Annotated in this window: 15 protein-coding genes; 6 read left to right on the top strand and 9 right to left on the bottom strand. The window is 35.0% G+C overall.

The annotated features are described in order from the left end of the window. Position 1: 1 nt before the first annotated feature. The 7 genes from NTX22_12805 to NTX22_12835 form a co-directional block, all read right to left on the bottom strand. Positions 2 to 958: a PorV/PorQ family protein gene (locus NTX22_12805; GenBank protein ID MCX6151403.1), complete on the bottom strand. Its 957-nt coding sequence runs from the start codon at positions 956 to 958 to the stop codon at positions 2 to 4. An 11-nt stretch (positions 959 to 969) separates the two neighbouring features. Beyond that, entirely contained in the window at positions 970 to 2,787 is a 1,818-nt protein-coding gene (locus NTX22_12810; protein ID MCX6151404.1) for a hypothetical protein, read from the bottom strand. Positions 2,788 to 2,807: 20 nt separating this feature from the next. Continuing rightward, positions 2,808 to 5,699 carry a TonB-dependent receptor gene (locus NTX22_12815; protein ID MCX6151405.1) on the bottom strand — a complete coding sequence of 964 codons (2,892 nt, stop codon included), beginning with the start codon at positions 5,697 to 5,699 and terminating at the stop codon, positions 2,808 to 2,810. Positions 5,700 to 5,867: 168 nt separating this feature from the next. After that, positions 5,868 to 6,710: a carbohydrate ABC transporter permease gene (locus NTX22_12820; GenBank protein ID MCX6151406.1), complete on the bottom strand. Its 843-nt coding sequence runs from the start codon at positions 6,708 to 6,710 to the stop codon at positions 5,868 to 5,870. Then, complete coding sequence (locus NTX22_12825; GenBank protein ID MCX6151407.1) at positions 6,707 to 7,615, bottom strand: sugar ABC transporter permease; 909 nt, start codon at positions 7,613 to 7,615, stop codon at positions 6,707 to 6,709. The genes NTX22_12820 and NTX22_12825 overlap by 4 nt, the downstream gene beginning before the upstream one ends. Before the next feature lie 8 nt (positions 7,616 to 7,623). Next, positions 7,624 to 8,949, bottom strand: coding sequence for an ABC transporter substrate-binding protein (locus tag NTX22_12830; GenBank protein MCX6151408.1), 1,326 nt, complete (start codon positions 8,947 to 8,949; stop codon positions 7,624 to 7,626). Between the two features lie 108 nt (positions 8,950 to 9,057). Further along, a complete protein-coding gene (locus tag NTX22_12835) occupies positions 9,058 to 9,795 on the bottom strand; it encodes a GntR family transcriptional regulator (protein MCX6151409.1) in 738 nt (245 codons plus the stop codon). A 243-nt stretch (positions 9,796 to 10,038) separates the two neighbouring features. Here NTX22_12835 and NTX22_12840 point away from each other — a divergent pair, with 243 nt between their 5' ends. From NTX22_12840 to NTX22_12865, 6 genes are read left to right on the top strand one after another with little or no spacing between them, the layout of a single operon-like run. Further along, the gene (locus tag NTX22_12840) at positions 10,039 to 10,839 is read left to right on the top strand and encodes an SDR family oxidoreductase (protein ID MCX6151410.1); all 801 of its coding nucleotides are present in this window, start codon (positions 10,039 to 10,041) and stop codon (positions 10,837 to 10,839) included. Between the two features lie 2 nt (positions 10,840 to 10,841). Beyond that, a complete protein-coding gene (locus tag NTX22_12845; GenBank protein ID MCX6151411.1) occupies positions 10,842 to 12,074 on the top strand; it encodes a hypothetical protein in 1,233 nt (410 codons plus the stop codon). A 1-nt stretch (position 12,075) separates the two neighbouring features. Beyond that, a complete protein-coding gene (locus NTX22_12850) occupies positions 12,076 to 12,969 on the top strand; it encodes an MBL fold metallo-hydrolase (GenBank protein ID MCX6151412.1) in 894 nt (297 codons plus the stop codon). Next, the gene (locus tag NTX22_12855; GenBank protein MCX6151413.1) at positions 12,966 to 14,054 is read left to right on the top strand and encodes a hypothetical protein; all 1,089 of its coding nucleotides are present in this window, start codon (positions 12,966 to 12,968) and stop codon (positions 14,052 to 14,054) included. Before NTX22_12850 ends, NTX22_12855 begins: the two co-directional genes overlap by 4 nt. Next, positions 14,051 to 14,893 carry a fumarylacetoacetate hydrolase family protein gene (locus NTX22_12860; GenBank protein MCX6151414.1) on the top strand — a complete coding sequence of 281 codons (843 nt, stop codon included), beginning with the start codon at positions 14,051 to 14,053 and terminating at the stop codon, positions 14,891 to 14,893. Before NTX22_12855 ends, NTX22_12860 begins: the two co-directional genes overlap by 4 nt. Continuing rightward, positions 14,890 to 15,645, top strand: a complete 756-nt coding sequence (locus tag NTX22_12865) for a glucose 1-dehydrogenase (GenBank protein MCX6151415.1) — start codon at positions 14,890 to 14,892, stop codon at positions 15,643 to 15,645. Before NTX22_12860 ends, NTX22_12865 begins: the two co-directional genes overlap by 4 nt. A gap of 209 nt (positions 15,646 to 15,854) precedes the next feature. Here the strand turns inward: NTX22_12865 and NTX22_12870 are convergent, their stop codons facing one another. Next, on the bottom strand, positions 15,855 to 17,003 hold the full coding sequence (locus NTX22_12870; protein ID MCX6151416.1) for a hypothetical protein: 1,149 nt from the start codon (positions 17,001 to 17,003) through the stop codon (positions 15,855 to 15,857). Positions 17,004 to 17,359: 356 nt separating this feature from the next. Beyond that, entirely contained in the window at positions 17,360 to 17,965 is a 606-nt protein-coding gene (locus NTX22_12875) for a hypothetical protein (protein ID MCX6151417.1), read from the bottom strand. Positions 17,966 to 18,197: the final 232 nt, after the last annotated feature.

Consider the following 18,197-nt stretch of genomic DNA (forward strand, 5'->3'; position numbering starts at 1 on the left):
CTTAATTAAGTCCTATCATTACTGAAAACCTGTGCACGTTATCAAAAACATTTTCTGAAAGAACAAAAGCGTAATCAAATCTGGTTGATATACCACCAAATACCGGTGGGGTTAATCCCAATCCTAAACTCCACTTTCCCTCATCAACATTAATTCTATGTCCTCCTCTTACTGCAATATATTTTAATAATTGAAGTTCAGCACCGAGATTCACCCATTCATTATTATCAGTTGGGTGAACAAGTTCTGCAGCACCAGTTAAAATGAAATCTTCACTGATCTTTAATTTATCTGAAGCGCTTATTCTGAAAAGAAGCGGTGTTCTGAAGTCCTGATTTAACAAACGCATATCGGGTCCAAAATGTTGAAGTGAAAATCCGAGTGTTAAATCTCTGAATCCTGTAGCGTAAATGGCTCCCACATCAAAAAGGATATTATTGATTGAATAATCATCAAGTTTCTCATGAACATATTTTACCTGCATTCCAATCGATAGCCGATCTGTAAATCTTCTTGCAGCAGCTAAACCAAACACATAATCTCCGGCGCTTACCATTCTTCCGGTTCCATCGGGTAATAGTGCTGTTGTTTCTTCAAACTCAGCTATCTGAAGAGTTGCAGCACTTATTGCAAAAACAAAAGTCGCCATTGGAAAAGCAAACACAGCCGAATTATGTTTACTGTTTGCAATCCAACTATTATGCGAAAAAAATACTTGAAAGTTTTCTACATAAGCAATTCCTGAAGGATTCCAGAATACTGAATTTGCATCGTTTACAAGACTTGTAACTGCTTCTCCCATTGCACTTTCTTTTGCTCCGGTACCAATTTTTAGAAATTGTAATCCAGCGGTTCCGGATTTAGAAAAATCAAAACCGTAATCAAGCTGAGCAAGATTTTCTTTAATCGGAATCAGCATCAAAATTATTGTTATTAAAATTTTAGATAATCTTTTCATCTGAAAACCTTTTACTTGATTATTATTAGTGTACCTTGAGCATTACCCACGGTAGATTCAACAGTATAAAAATATATTCCTGGTGAAGTTCTTTGTCGTGCATTGGTAAGCTGATCCCACACTTCCTCACCGGAATTCAAATTTTCATGGTCAAGAGTTCTTAACAGTTCACCGCTTGAAGTGTAAATTCTAATTTTACAAGCAGCCGGTAAATTTGAAAACACAATAAAATTTTCCGTGCCGGAAGTTGGAAAACCGGAAACTTCCTTAAAAGGATTTGGAAACACTTTAACATTAAGCGCATTTGGTGTTGCACTTCTTGTAGCTGTTATTGCAGTTTCGTTTCTGTTAGTTAACCAACTCTCCTGCCCTGCACTATCAAGCGATGTAACAGCATAAAAATATCCGGCACCAAGACTAATAGACTGATCTTCGAAAACCCATTTGTTATTTTCTGAATCATAATATCTTGTTTTGTCAGTAGTTTTTTTCGGATCTATCCTGCGTATCATTGTAAATGGACCTATGAACGATCTATCACTGCGGTAGATTCTGTATTCTTTAAAATTTGCTTTACCGGAAATTGGATTTACCCAATTGTTTTCAACTGGTAACCAGGCAAGTGCAATGGTTTTATTTGATGGAAGTGGATAAATTTCAGTAGTTGGTGATGGTGGCGGAACTGACGCTGCGCGATAGTTATTCTGAAAAAGATTCCTTGCTCTATCCATCGTTTTCTTCAATGAGTCTAATCCATTTGGCAATAATGACTGAGAACTTAATCCCAGCAATGCTTTTTCTAATGGAATTCCGTTCACTGCTTCGGCTGTAACAATTCTGATAGATGCACCCGGAACTAAATTGTAAGGACCTGCACTCATCAAAATAAACGGAGTAAGATGATCCTCAGCTTTTGCCTGAAGAGTTTTATCTGTTCCATTTAAAATGTTAAACAAGCTTTGTGCAGTCGAGCTTTGAATTGAAAAAAATCTTTCGTTGTTAAGTAATTGCGCCCAAAAAATATTTGAAGGTTGAGAACGGTTATCAGATGACGGATCAGTATACAAAAATGAAAATCCTGCATATCCTGTTGTTCTCAATTCACCAGCCGATTCCAGGAAATTACCAATATCAGTTGGAATGCTAAAGTTTGGAGTGTCATCCCAGGAGTAAATCATTTTTCTTGTTGAATCATAAGCAACAAAATCATCAGTTCTGTTAAAATCATCTCCCCATCCGTTATGCACAACAAAATCCTGATAGCTTGGTCTAATTAAATTTGGGAATCCAACGTAAACATCATTTATAGCAGAGGTATTTTGATTAGTAATTACATATTCACAAATAACAAAATTATTTAGTAAGGGAAAACTCCAGACGCGGCTCTTTCTTTCAATAGAAATATTCTCCGTGGTTTTCCATTTAGCAATAATTATCTGCTCCGCTTCTGCGGGATTATAAGTTGTTGAACCAAGTAAGTTTTCAGTTTTTTGTATGGCTTCAAAAGTTCCATTATCTACAAAATCAAATGGACCGTTCTCAGTAAAGAAAATTGATCCATCGGATTTTTTTCCACCGATCCACATTCCGGCGCCTACTGTATAAGATCGTTGATCATCTTTATTCATTTTATTCGGACCGCCGGGCCAATCCATACTTGGGTAATATTCAAACCTGTTCGTTGGACTTGGAGCACCGATTGTTCCATTGTCCTTCATTGTTTCCCAGAGATTTCCCCTATCGTGAATTTTGAAATCAGCATTGCGAACCTGCGCCGATACCGATGTAATAAGGGCAAAACCAACTATTAAAGATTTCATTTTATTCATTTTAATTCCACATACTTAATTTAGAATGAATATTTAACGCCAAAATAAAAACGTCGTTTATCATAATAATTCTGCCAGCTAATATCATAGCCAGAAGCATCAACTGAAGAAATTTTTCCTGATTCCACATAATCTTTGGTTGCGTTTGCATCAAAAACTACATCCCCATACGAACGAAGGTTTTTTGTATTTAAAAGATTTGTGATTTGTAAATAAACAGTAAATTCATGCGAGCCGGATATTTTTATCAGCTTATCAATTTTCAAATCAACATTATGGCTTGCTGGATAGCGGTAATTATCATAAGTATCTGGTGGATCATTTGGCTGCAGATAAGTAAATGTCTGACCGCTTACAAATCTGTAAAGAATGCTCAAACTCATTCCGCTCATTATTGAATTTATAACTGAATTTTCTTCAGGTTCTGGATAACTTAAAAATAGATTTGCCCGAAGAATATGCGGACGGCTAAAACTTCTTTCTGTCGGAATTCTTTTGTTCACTTCAGTATCCCATTCGTAAGTGGCATTACCATTCGCATCAAACGTAACTCTTTTAGGACTCGCTCTTCCAGTCGTTGATTTTGAAAAGCTGTAATTGAGATCGATGTTCATGTATTTGCTAAAAAGAGATCTAAGCGAAATTTCAAATCCTCTTGAATCTCCGTAGTCTCCCGGAAAAAAGGCAGCAAAAGATTGATTTGGTGAAATTTGATTTTTAAATGGATCGTATCCTTTAACCGATCTGTCAAACAATCCAACCCGCTCATCAGTCTGATCAAATACATCTTTATAAAATGCCGTAACATCCAAAACAATGAAGTCACTAAAGTTGTGCTTAATTCCAACTTCAAACATTATAGTTTTTTGAGGTTTGAGTGGTTCAACTGTATAAGCTACTACTCTTTCAGGGTCACCATCATTCGATGGAATATGATTCGGTTCCCTGCCTTGCTGTGCCGCAAGAATTCTTTCTGCAATAATTTTTTCAACAAGGTTAACAGGTTTAAAGTAAAGGAACTCAAACATTTGATCTAATGGCGGCATTTGATAGTAATGCCCGTAATTAAAATGGAGCAGCGAATTTTCTGTAATCGGGAATGACACACCAAAGCGCGGGCTTATCATATTATAGGATTTTGCAGGAATCCGTTTTTTGTTAAGCACATTTTCGTAGGAATATTTAACTCTGCCAAGAGAATCCACCTGATCAAGATCCGGATCTTTTGTTGCATCATATAAAGGATCAATAGCAAGATTAAAATAATTTGATCTTTCAAACCACATTCTATTCGGATCAAAATAATCGTAACGTAATCCAATATTTAAAATCATACTTTCAAATTCCATTTTATTTTGAATGTAAAAAGCAAATTGAAGTGGATGATATGTTTCATTCAGTCCTCTATTTATCCAATCGTCTGGATTTTCTGTAAAAGATGGAAATCTCGAGCTTTCTTTTTCAGAATAAGTATTATAACGGAATTCAAACCCCGCTTTTAAAAGATTACTCGAATTGAATTGCCAGTTCAGATTTCCTACAAGCGAAACATCTCCCGATGAAACCTTATTTTTTAGAACCGGAGAAAATTGATCGAAAGGTTCATCCTCATAACCATCATATCTCATAAAACCAAAAAGTGTTGGATTCTTACTTCTTCCTAATTCAGTAAACTCGCTTGGACTTTCATGAAAATCTATGTTATATGAACTTAGTTTTAATTCATAAAACAGATCATTATTAACAACATGTGTAAACAAACCTGCAAGGCTCCAGTTGTAGGTATCTATTAAAGAACCCCAACCTCGGTAATACTTTGCCTGGCTTGTAAAATCTCCATTTTCCTGAAGAGTTGAATGCGCATCATGATTATAAGTTCCATTAAGTCTAAGTCTAATATCCTTTCCGCGTGTTGAAAGATTAAAGAATAAATTTTCAGTGTTCCGTGAAGGACGAGGGTGAGGAAGTGAATATGCCTGTCTTTTAAATTGAGTTGAGAGAAAAAATCTAACAGGTATTTCATTCAATGTTAGCAATGGTCCGCCAAAGCTTGCATAAAGTGTGTGATCCGGAATTTTCCGATAATCATATATTTGATTTTGCCTGTAAGGTGTCCACCAGGCTGGGTTAAGCGAGCCATCAGGAAGTGTATTATCAATAAATTCTTTTTGTGTACCAGGATCGTAAAGATAATTTCCAAAATGATGCTGACCTGGAAACCCATAAATATAATCTATGGACGCATTAAATTTTTCCCCACCTTCTTTAGTTACAACGCTAATTACTCCTGATTGCGCTTCACCGTATTCTGCAGTAAACCCGCCTGTCATTATCTGAACTTCCTGAATGGAATTCATATTAAGATTAGTAAAAGAGCCACCCCAATCCGCTCTACCATTTACCAGCGATGCAGTTCTAACTCCATCAAAGAACCATTTAATTTCATCCTGGCTTCCGCCTCTTATTGAATATCTGGTTTCACCTCTTCCGGCAGAACCTAATCCACCAACAACAGGAATTGGATCTAAGAAAACTCCCGCTTGAACGAACAATCCTTCTTTTGCATCGATAACAGGTAATCTTATCATTTCTTCCGCACCAAGAAATTGAATGCTTGCAGTAACATCCTTCTGAATGACCGGTCTTTGCGCAATTACAACTACTACACCACCAATATCCAGGGTAGTTTCCTCAAGCTCAGCATCAATTCTAGTAGTAAGCTCAGAGCTAACTTTAACATCCTGCACAATAAAATCTTTATAACCAATTACAGAAAATTTAAGTGTGTACTCACCAGGCGGAACCTGCAGAATAAAATATTCCCCATTTAAATTTGTAGCCGATCCGTAAGTTGTTCCGATTATTGTTACATTTGCACCGGGGAGTTTTTCACCAGTTTTTTTATCAATCACCGATCCCTGTATCTTGCCGGAGTTCCCAGCCATAATATTTGAATGAAATAAAAAAAACAAAATCGGAAGGATGATTTTTAGAATTGAAACAACTTTTATTCGTGATGATTTTTTCAATTTGCAAAAATTATTTAATTCCATTTTAATACCTGAATAGATTATTGTGTATCAATCTTTTAAGCCGCTCATTATAAAACCTTGAATAAAATATTTCTGGAATACGAAAAAAATTAAAAGCATCGGTAACATCATCAACATTGATGCAGCCATTAACAAAGACCATTCCGTAACATTCTGACCAACAAACATTCCCAGACCCAGTGCGATAGTTCCTTTTGCCTGATCTGATAAATAAATTAATGGACCAAGAAAATCATTCCACGAAAACATAAAAGTTAATATTGCAACTGTAGCAAGAGCAGGTTTTGCATTGGGTAAAACAATATTCCAATAGATTCTGAATTCTGAACAACCATCAATCCTTGCAGAATCTAAAAGATCTTTTGGGATTGAAAGGAAAAATTGTCTTAGAAGAAAAATATTAAATGCGCTTCCGCCCAGGAATGATGGAAGCGTAAGCGGTTTAAAACTATTCAACCATCCGATCTCTTTAAAAAAGACAAAGACCGGGATCATAATTACCTGGATTGGTAACATCATAGATGCAAGAACAATAATGAATAAAAAGTTTTTACCGGGCCAATTAAGACAGGCAAAAGAATATGCAACAATGGAACTGGATAATACGGTACCGGTGATTGTTATTGCTGAAACAAAAACTGAATTTTTCACAAATAAAAGAAATGGAATCCTTTCAAAAACTTTAGAATAATTATCCCAATGAAACACCGTCGGAATCCATTGCGGAGGGATAGTAAATATTTGTGCATCTCCTTTAAGGGAGGTTGAAAGAATCCACAAGAATGGAATGATAAAGAATAAAGCAAAGGCAGACAGCAGAAGATATAGAAAAGTGCTTTTAATAATTTTTCTGCTTTGGGGAATTTTCACCTCGCACCTCCATCATAATGCACCCACCTTTTGCTTAGCCGGAATTGGATTACCGTTATAACAAGACTGATAACCAACAACAGCCAGGCAAGTGCAGAAGCGTAACCCATTTCAAAATCATTGAACGCCTTATTATATAAGTAAAGATTATAAAACATAGTGGAATTGAGCGGACCACCCTGAGTCATAATATAAGCCTCAACAAAAACCTGTAAGGAAAAAATAATTTCCAGAACTGACCATAAAAATATTACCGGTGAAAGCATTGGAATTGTTATGTTTCTAAACTTTGCCAGCCATCCACCTCCGTCAATATCAACTGCCTCATAAAGATGTTTGGGGATACCTTGTAAAGCAGCAAGGAATACCAGCATTCTTCCGCCACCAATTGACCATACACTCATTAGCACCATTGATGGTTTTGACCAATTTGGATCAAGCAGCCATAGTGGTCCAGGGATTCCCATATATGCAAGGAAGGAATTTATTAATCCAAACTGGGGATTGAACATCCACAACCAAACTACTGATAGAACAACCCCGGTAACAATTGAAGGGATGAAATAAATAGTTCTAAAAAATTTTACACCGCTAACTGCATTATTTACCAATACCGCCAGCAGTAAGGAACCGATGATGCAAAGTGGAACTCTGAGTATTGTATAAACTAAAGTGTTTGATATTGAAGTCCAGAAATATGGATCTTCAAAAATCAATTTCTGATAATTTCCTAATCCAATAAATTGTGGAATTCTTAAAACATCATACCGGCATAAGCTATAGTAAATAGACATGATCATTGGGTAGAGCCCAAAAATAAGAAATCCAATAAACCAAGGCACCATAAAAAGGATTCCAGAGGTTGCCTGCTGTTTGTTTAACTTATTTATTTTTAAATTGATCATAAATTCTTTCAATTGATTGAAACTTTACTTCGAACATAATTATCATATTCTATCGTTTCATTTAAATGCATTTGAATCGTTTTTTCTGCTTGCATCAATGCTTCCAGTGGAGATTGAATTTTGTGAATAACGCGTTCCTGCGCACCCATAAACTCTCGCCAAAATACATCGTGTGCAAGCGGTACAATTGTTGGAGTTTTACTGTGTTCAAGTAGATCGACAAAAATTTTGTTCGGATGATTAAGAGATAAAAATGCAGGATCATTTGCTGCTAATTTATTTGATGGGAACAAAAGCTCTTTCTGTCTTTCTGCTTCTGTTAGCTGGATATTTTTTTGAACAGCAAATTTCATTAACTCCCATGCTGCTTCTTTATTTTTAGCACCTCGTGGAATAGCTAACCACCAGCTGCCAGTTGAAGAAACTGGTGCATATCCTTCAAAGGTTGGAATTTCTGCTACACCATAATCAAGATTTTTATTATATAATTTAATTTGATCCGGAAATGAATTATCCAGAACCATCATTGCAAGTTTTTCAGAAATAAAACCGTGTTGTTCTGCAAACCCAAATCCTGCTATAAAAGAAGAAACATCTTTTATATTATACTGGTTATAAAAATTAACAATCCAATTAAAAGCATCTAAAGTAGGTTGATTTGTCAAACTAACTTTTGTCCCATTATCCGATAGCATTTGGGCACCAAGTTCCCATGCCATTAGTACTGAGGTTTGAACATTTCCATAAGTTGGTATAAATCCCATCTGAGTAAAATTCCCTTTAGAATCTTTCATAGTCAACTTTAATGAATATTCCACAACATCATTCCAAGTTTTAGGAGGTTTTTCTGGATCTAATCCGGCTTTTCTAAATAATTTTTTATTGTAGAAGAATGCATAAGAGTTTGAGTAAAGCGGTAGCGCGTAGATATTATCTTTAAATCGCATTTCTTCCCAAAGTGCAGAAAAGAAAATAGTTGAATCAAACGAATCCCGCTTTATCAAATCATCGAGTGGTGTTAGAGCCAATCTTGTAGCCCATTTTGCTACGGGAGTAACAAGGAAAACTAAATCCGGCGGATCTTCACTTAATATTGATGTAAGAATTTTTTTTTCGTGTTCGTTCCATGGAAGAGGTGTTGACTCCACAATGATATTTGGATGAGTACGGTTAAATTCAGTTACATGAAATGGCAATTCCTTCAATGCACTAACCATCCAGTATTTTAATCTTATTTTACCATCAACTGGAGGTTTGCTATCCGGCATAAACAAGAATAAGCCCATAGCAATTAAAGCAGCCAGACTTAGTACAATGTTAATTAAGTGTTTCATTCTTCTGGATTTAGTTAGTACTTAAATATTTATTTATCTTAACCTCATTTGAACCAGAGTACTGTTTTATAGAAACGTTACATCATCTTCCCGACTTTTAAATCTATTCTACTTTCCATTTTGAATCTCAATCAAATAAGTAAAATGTTCAGCATTATAATAACCGATATTGAATTCTACCGGTCTTCCACCGGGATCGAGTACAAATCTTTTTCTTTTAAGAACCGGAGAACCAACTTTGATCTTTAATTTTTTTGCAATCTTTTCATCGGCAAGTTTTGCACTTATCTCTTCACGGGAAGTAGCAACCACTGTGGCGTACTCTTCTTCCAGCAATTTATAAAGAGGTTTACTAAAATCCTCCTTACCGGATAAACCAACTCTTGGATGAAAATAAGAAATAAAATAAACTATTGGTCCTTCATCTAAACCGCGCAGTCTTTCCATACAAATAACTTCTTTATCATGCGGTATAGAAAAGAATTTTGTTACTGCATCTTCCGGTATTATCCAATTAACATCAATTTCATAAGTTTTAAATGCAATCCCCTTCCCATTCATTTCCTGTGTAAAACTATGCCAGTTGTCTAACCTGGTAACAACATTGTTGGTATTGGATACTCTTGTTCCAATCCCTTTTTTTCTAACAAGAAGTCCTTCATATACCAAATGATTAGTGGCATGTCTAACAGTATTACGGGATATTCCTAATCTTTTTGCAAGCTCAACTTCGTTAGGTAACAATTTACCTTTGCTGTATTCCGGCAGCTCAATCATTTCTCTCAGCATCCTCTCAACTTGAACATGTAGAGGAAGTGCACTTTTATGATTTATTTCTATTACCATAATTCAATAAAAAATTTTAATTGTACATTTATCAATTTATTACTTATTTTCCATGTGCATATGTCCATACATATGGACATGGACAAACTTAACTTGTAAAAATTCTTTTGTCAAGAAAAATTTAATAAATTATTTTATTGCGTTACTTTTATATCAATTGAAAGTAATTATTTGGTCCAGGTTTTTTAAAGCTGTTAGAATAAAAATGGTATAAAATTTTTTCTACAATAAAATTAAATCAATATGAACGACAAAACAGAATTCCAGAATAACGTAGCTTTAATTACCGGAGGAGCCATGGGCATTGGTGGCGCAGTTGCCAGGCTACTTGCTAACAGGGGCGCAAAGATACTTATAGTTGACAGAGCCGAAGAAGCTGCACTCAAAACCATTTCGGAAATCAAAGCAGATGGAAATGATGCGGAATTCTTTAAAGCTGATGTTTCAAATATCCAGGACTGTTCTGATGCTGTTCAGAATGCAATTAATCTTTATGGCAAATTAGACATCCTCTCAAATAATGCAGGTATTCAACGTTATGGAACGGTTGAATCAACACCAGAAGATGAATGGGATGAAGTGATGAACATTAATCTAAAAAGTGTTTTTTATATGTGTAAGTTCGCCATCCCACATCTTAAGAAAACCAAAGGAAGCATAGTTAATATGACTTCCGTACAGGCATTTGCCACACAAAGAAATGTTGCAGCGTACACAACTTCCAAACATGCTTTGATTGGCTTAACAAGAAGTATGGCTATAGATTATGCCCGCGATGGAATACGCGTAAACTGCGTTGCACCCGGCACGGTTGATACACCAATGCTGCATTATGCTGCTTCACTTGATCCTGATCCGGAATCTGTTTATGAAAATTGCAAAAGCATGCACCCTGTTGGAAGAATTGCCAAAGCAGAAGAAGTTGCAGAAGTTGTTGCGTTTCTGGCTTCTGAACGAGCCTCGTTTGTTACAGGTGCCTGTTATCTGGTAGATGGAGGATTGCTTCTTCCTATCGGCGGTGAACCAAAAACATCCAGGGATTAAAAATGAAAATAGTAGATATTAAAGCAACCACAGTAACTGTTCCGCTTGAAGCACCTTTAAGACATGCTAATGGTGCACATTGGGGAAGATTTGTAAGAACTATTGTTGAAGTAATTGCAGATAATGGTTTGATAGGTCTGGGCGAAATGGGCGGAGGCGGCGAGTCAGCCGAAAATACTTTCCGATCATTAAAAAGTTATTTAGTGGGGCACGATCCTCTTCAACTTGAACAGTTGAGATGGAAAATTATGAATCCTGTTGCTTCATTATATAATAACAGATATCAGATACACGCTGCAATTGAATTTGCCTGCATGGATTTAGCAGGAAAATTTCTTGCGATAAGAGCATGTGATTTATTAGGTGGCGCTGTACGAGAAGAAATACCCTTTGCCAGCTATCTTTTCTATCGGTATAAAGACAAAAAATCTGGACTTGGTGGTGAATCTTCGGTTGAGCAAATGGTGAAACATGCAATAGACTTAACTACCAGGTATGGTTTTAAAACTCACAAATTAAAAGGCGGTGTTTTCTCACCTGAACATGATGTAGAAGTTTATAAAGCGATTGCCTCTGAATTTCCTAAAGCTTCATTACGATTAGATCCCAATAGTATCTGGAGTGTTGAAGAATCTATTAAAGTTGGAAAAGCAATTGAGCATTTAAACAATGATTATTTTGAAGATCCAACTTTTGGATTGGAAGGAATGCGACGGGTAAGACAATTTGTAAAGATTCCAACAGCTACAAATACTGTTGTAATTAATTTTGAACAACTTGCCTCAAACATCCGCTCAGAATCTGTTGATGTGATTTTATTAGATACAACATTTTGGGGCGGTTTACGCCAGGCGTATAAAGCAGGACAAGTTTTAGAAACATTTCAGTTTGGTACAAGTGTTCACTCATCCGGTGAGCTTGGAATCCAGCTTGCAACAATGCTTCATTTGGGAGCTTCACTCCCCAACCTTGGATTTGCTGCCGATGCACATTACCATCATTTAACTGATGATATTATAAAAGGTGGAAAGATGAAATATGTTGATGGAAAAATTAAACTTCCAACTTTACCCGGATTAGGAGTAGAACTTGATTATGATAAAATGAAACAATATTCTGAATTGTTCAAAGAACTTGGTGGTTACCAGTATGACAGGGACCCCGGCAGACCAAACTGGTTTACTGTTATGCCGGAAAAAAATTATGCTGATCCAAACATAGAATTAGAGATGTAAAATGAAATTAGACAACAATATTTTTTATACAACTAAGGAACTAATGCCCGGGGTTCCACTTAATATTTATGCTTTGCGGGGAAAAGAATATTCCATCCTAATTGATACCGGAATAAAAAGCATGCGCGACCAGCTTATTTCCTTATGCAACGAAACTAGAAATATCCGGAATGTACTTATCACCCACGTTCATGCAGATCATATTGGATGCAATGTTGCCGTAAAGAAATTAACAGGCGCACAATTTTTTGCGGCTGGGGCAATCGCCTGGATTGAAAATTTGGAAACACATTATCAAGAGTTTTGCATTCCTTCAGAACATCTTCCGGATACACAAGAACAAAGGGAAGAAATTCTTGGTTTGATGGATGGTACTGTTAATGTTGATACTTTAATAACTGAAGGTACAACATTTCGACCTGGAATTGATATCGAATTGGAGACAATTGCTTTACCAGGTCATAAACTGGAAGAAGTTGGATTCTTAAATCATTTAACAGGTGATCTTTTTACCGGTGATATTCTTCTTGCTTTGGCTGCTCCATTCTTTCATGGATTTCAGACTGCCCGCGGATTCAAAAATAGTTTAAATAAAATGAAGCAAATGATTGCTGAAGGTAAAATAAATAGAGTACTTGCAGCACATCATTATCCGCTAAAAAAAGAAAAAGCCTTGGACGCAATTAGAACAACAGAAATATTTCTGAACGATGTTGAGCACGTAGTGATAAAAGAAGCAAATGGAATTGATTTCCCAAGTTTATGGAAAAATGTGTGCAACCGTATGAACAAGCAGCTTGAGTTCAGAGGATTTGCAATGCTCGAAGTTCAGGTGAATGAACTTATTGAAGATGGAATTCTTTACAAAGACAATGAAAAAATTTATAGAAAATGAAAACTCTCCTAATTAAAAATTCTTGTGTTGAAGTAGGAATATTAAAAGAATGTGGTCATCTATTCCCTGTTCGCTTTTTCTTTGATAAAGAAATTATTGAACCAATGCACATTTCTCCCTGGACAAATGAAGAACTCGATCCATCAGTTCCACCAATGCTTCAATATTTACGTGGTGATTTTTTCTGCGCTCCTTTTGGTGATAGTGATTTACTTGTAGATGAATCCCGTGCTCACGGCACATCTGCAAATGATAAATGGGACGATATTCAAACAACCAAATCATCAATCAAACTAAAGCTTTCCAAAAAAATTTCTGGTTCTGAATTAATAAAAGAAATTAATATTAATGACGATGAATCAGTTATATACCAAAAGCATACATTCGTTGGAGGTGATGGCAAAATTCCGGTCGGTCATCACGCAATGTTGAAAATACCCAACAATTGTTTTATTAGCTTTTCAGATTTCGCTTTTGGTGGAACTCCATCACAAGCAGTGGAGACAGATCCAGGACTTGGAAAATCTATCCTAAAATATCCACAGCAATTTTCTGATCTTACTTTGATTCAGAGATCTGACGGGAATCTTATTGATGCATCTGTTTATCCTTTCGATACAAACCACGAAGATCTATTTATGATAATTTCTAAACAAGATATTCCATTCGGATGGTCAGCAGTAAGCTGCCCGGATAAACGTTGGTTATGGTATTCAATTAAGAATAAAAATATTTTGCCAAATACAGTAGTTTGGTTAAGCAATGGTGGAAGATATTATCCTCCATTTTCATCAAGACATAAAAATGTAATTGGTATAGAAGAAACAGCAAGCTTCTTCCATCTTGGGCATAAAGCATCAGTAGAAAAGAATTTCCTTAATGAACGGGGATTTAAAACTTTTATTGAATTGTCGCCAAACAAAGTGATTACAATTCCATATTTATTTGGTGTGGTTAAAATACCCGGTAACTTTGGAAGAGTAAAATCAATTAAAGAGTTTAAAGATGGAATTGAAATAACCGATAACAATCAACTTAAAGTACAAGCTAAAGTAAACTTAAATTTTATCAAGGATAATAAATGAAACTTGGAGCAATTAAAAACAAAGGGGCGGCAGTATGTTTTGATGATGGATATGTTTTATTAAGTAAGTTAGGATTTACCGGCTCACTTGAGCAACTCATATCTGCCGGGACTGATGTGTTAGGTGAAGTAAAAAATAAACTGGCTTTGAATAATGAGTTTATTCCATATAAGAATGAAGATCTTGATGCACCACTTAGAAAGCCCGGTAAGATCGTAGCAATAGGACTTAATTATATTGATCACGCTTCAGAATCAAAAATGGAATTGCCAAAACATCCACTTGTATTCACAAAATTCAATTCTTCAATTACAGGGCCATATGATCCGATAATTATTCCTTCATCAGTTACTGATAAAGTTGATTATGAAGTTGAACTTGCTGTAATAATTGGCAAGCAGGCAAAAAATGTTACAAAAGAAAATGCGCTTCAATATGTTTTTGGTTATACAATTATTAATGATGTTTCTGCACGGGATATTCAATTTGAAGATGGTCAATGGGTTAGAGGAAAATCACTGGATACTTTTTGTCCGATGGGTCCGTATTTAATCACAAAAGATGAAATCAATGATCCACAAAATCTTCAACTTACCTGTGAAGTTAATAATAATATTTTACAGAACGCCTCAACAAAAGATATGATATTCAGCGTGGCTGAACTTATTTCGGTTTTATCAAATTCATTTACATTTGAACCTGGAGATATAATTTCTACCGGTACGCCAAGTGGCGTTGGGTTTATTCGTAAGCCGCCAATTTACCTGCAGAATGGTGATGTTATAATAACAGAAGTTCAACATATTGGAAAATTAATTAATAAGGTAAAAGTATTATGAAACGCCTTGATGGTAAACGTGTAATTGTAACCGGCGGAGCTTCTGGTATTGGGAAAGCAATCGTTAAAATGTTTGTTAATGAAGGCGCTAAAGTGATAGTCGCTGATATCGATCTGAAGTCAGCAAAATTACTAAGTGATGAATTACTTGATCAAGCAAAACCTTTCGAACTAAATGTTACTTCAGCAGAAAATTTTTTATCTCTTATTAATTTCTGTGAAAGAGAATTTGCTGGACTTGATGTATTGGTAAACAATGCGGGGATCGGATTGGCAAGTAAACTTCCCGACACTTTGGAAAGTGATTGGCAGCGTGTAATTGATGTTAACTTAAAAGGAACTTTTCTTGGAATGAAATACGCAATTCCATTAATGAAAAAAACTGGGGGCGGATCAATTATAAATATTTCATCAATCGCTGCTCTGGTCGGATTAGCAGATCGTGCAGTTTACTCCGCCTCCAAAGGCGGTATAATTGCGATGAGCCGTGCCGCTGCTATTGATCATATAAATGATAACATCCGGATTAACTGCATTGCACCAGGTACAGTTGATACACCCTGGATTGAAAGAATAACGCAAACTTATGCAGATCCATCAGCAGCAAAAAAATCTATGATCGAAAGACAACCTCACGGAAGATTAGTTTCTCCCGATGAAATAGCTTCAATGGCTGTATACCTTGCATCAGATGAATCTAAATCTACGATAGGTTCAGTTATGGTTGTTGATGGTGGAGTAACAGCTAAATAAGTTTAACTTTCCACCTTAATACATTTTCCTTGCCATAAATAATTTATCCAAATTACAAATAGTCCCATTAGTCGCTTTACGCCTGCCCACCATAGGTAAATTTGTAGTTAATCGAGGCTTATTCCAACACAAGATTATAACTCAGCAAGCTTCCTTTTAATCCTTTATAACGTTAGGTAGTATATTGTATTTACATATTATCTTTCTAATCATTGGATTAAAATATTTCCCTTATATGTTGGCTGATTCTTGCGCTCAGGATTACTTTGTGAAAGTTCATCAAACCGTTCACAAGCTTTGATTAATTCCAACTTTTGATTACAAGTATCAGTCTCGTTTAGATAATTACGTTGGTCAATTAATAAATTACTATCTTCTGAAAATGATAATATTTTACAAGATAAAGGAGTCTTTGGTGGACATCCTTGCGAAGCCAAAACTGATTTTATATAACTTGTAGCAAAAATACCTTCGAAATAAATAGATATACTGCAATTTCGAGAATTAGAGTTACATATTTGCAATGAAGTATTTATTAGAGATTTAGCAACTAACGTATTCCCGCTACTATCAAAATATTGGTATGATGGTGGATTCCAATCCCTTGGAAAGTTAGAAATTAAAATTGCACTGGATTCATATAGCCTGATTTCTTTAGCTAAGTTACAAAGTTTTGATAAGCTACACACATCATTTAAAAATATTTTCTTTTTAATGTTTTTAATTGTTTGCTCGTATTGTGTTTTATTATTTTTTAAGGTAATCTGTAAAGGAAGACCCCCAACATATAAGATTCTATTTGCTTCGGAGATATTAAAATCGTCAATAATAAATTTTGTTAATGTATCCAAACAGTCAAAGTGAAAAAATTGAAATGAATCCAAGTATAAAAATGATTTAGATAGCATTGGTTGACAAGAAATATCTGAAATAATACATCTTCGATAACTATCCTCAAAAAGAAATAGAACCAAAACAGTTTGCTGTGATTTATCATCATCCAATGTAATTAAAGGTGCTCTAACAAAGGCTGAATGTGTTTCAGCTAAACCTAACTTCTTAAGAGTTGGGATAACAGATGAAGTAACATTATCTGTTAATATAAATGTGCTTTTAATATTTGAAGATAAATTATGCTTTTCTAAAAACTCCATCATTTCTGGATTTAAATCATTCTGTAATTCATTTAAAACTTTATATAGTTTTTCAGAATCACAATTTTTATCGTCTTCCAATACTAATATGCTATGGGTTATTTTTTGCGGATCAATTTGAAAAGGTGAATCTGAAGAAGAAATATTTACAGTTTCCCACAAATGGTTTTCTTTTTTCTTAAAGAAACTTTTAAATAAATTCATAGTAAACCTCCTTCACTACCTAATGATGTGTTTTGTTAAAATACAACACAGCCGAATAAATTATTTAAAGATCTCCGTAAATCTTACTTTTGTAAAATTAAAATTATTTCAAAGCTAATTTCCTCAACACCCAAAATGACGAATCTCTTATTCTCTAATAATGGGTTATCTCAAGGAATTTTATCCTTCACCTCGTTTTTGTAGCAGCGTAAAATTTTAATTAACATATTCAAACAAAAATATTTTTCTCTTTAGACTTCTCCGTACTATTGACTTTTTCCTTTTTTAAGCGGTTAGGTGTTTTTGAAATTGCCTATAATCTTTGCCTGTTATAATATTTCTTACTAGCATAATAATTATTCTTTACTAATATTTTCAGGAGGTAAATCTTCCTTTTCGATTGGCGCGACTTTTTTACTCAACATAAACAACCTAAGTGAGGAAACGAAACCTGCAATTGTAACTCCATAAATTATTAGCGAGTCGGAAAGCATGGCAAGAACGAATAAAAATAATGCTATTGCCAAATATCTACTTGATTGAATAATTAATCCCGTTCGCTGATGTAGAAATAATTTCCCATGTAAACCTCTTCTACTTGCTCTGTATCCAAGCACATTTGTCAGGTGTTGTGTATCAACTATTAATAACATTCCCCAGATAAATCCTATGAAAAATTCCTGTAGTAGGTTTGGCATGAATAATAATGCAACGGGCAGCCCAATACCTGCGATTATTGTAGCTGTAAAATGCCGGAGATTAAATATTTTTAGTTTTGCTACTGATTCCTGTATCGCCGGGTTGCCCTCAATTGTATTTACAGGGTAGCTTTTATAGTGTTTTGAATAATGTTCTTTCCTTTCCTTTTCCTGTACAAGAGTTAGTAAATAATCGCTCCACATTAAGAGTATTGTAATCATGCCAGTAATAAGCGGATTATTCATTAAGAATTTTAATACCATTTTTATGCCTTATATTTATACCATTTTATAAACACATAACGTCGTCCGTCTTGTTTGGCAGGTTATATGTGTTTTTACACTTTAGATAAAATTCTTTTTGCTTTCTCCATTCTATTCATAAATTTTTCAAGATTTGGTAACCCATCGCTTTTTTCTGAATAAACAATATTTTTTTTACACCTTGGTTAAAAAAAAAGAATTGACGCATAACTGCTAGTTGCCAGCAGTGATT

It is taken from the genome of Ignavibacteriales bacterium, assembly GCA_026390815.1.
In the GTDB taxonomy this organism is placed as follows: domain Bacteria; phylum Bacteroidota; class Ignavibacteria; order Ignavibacteriales; family SURF-24; genus JAPLFH01.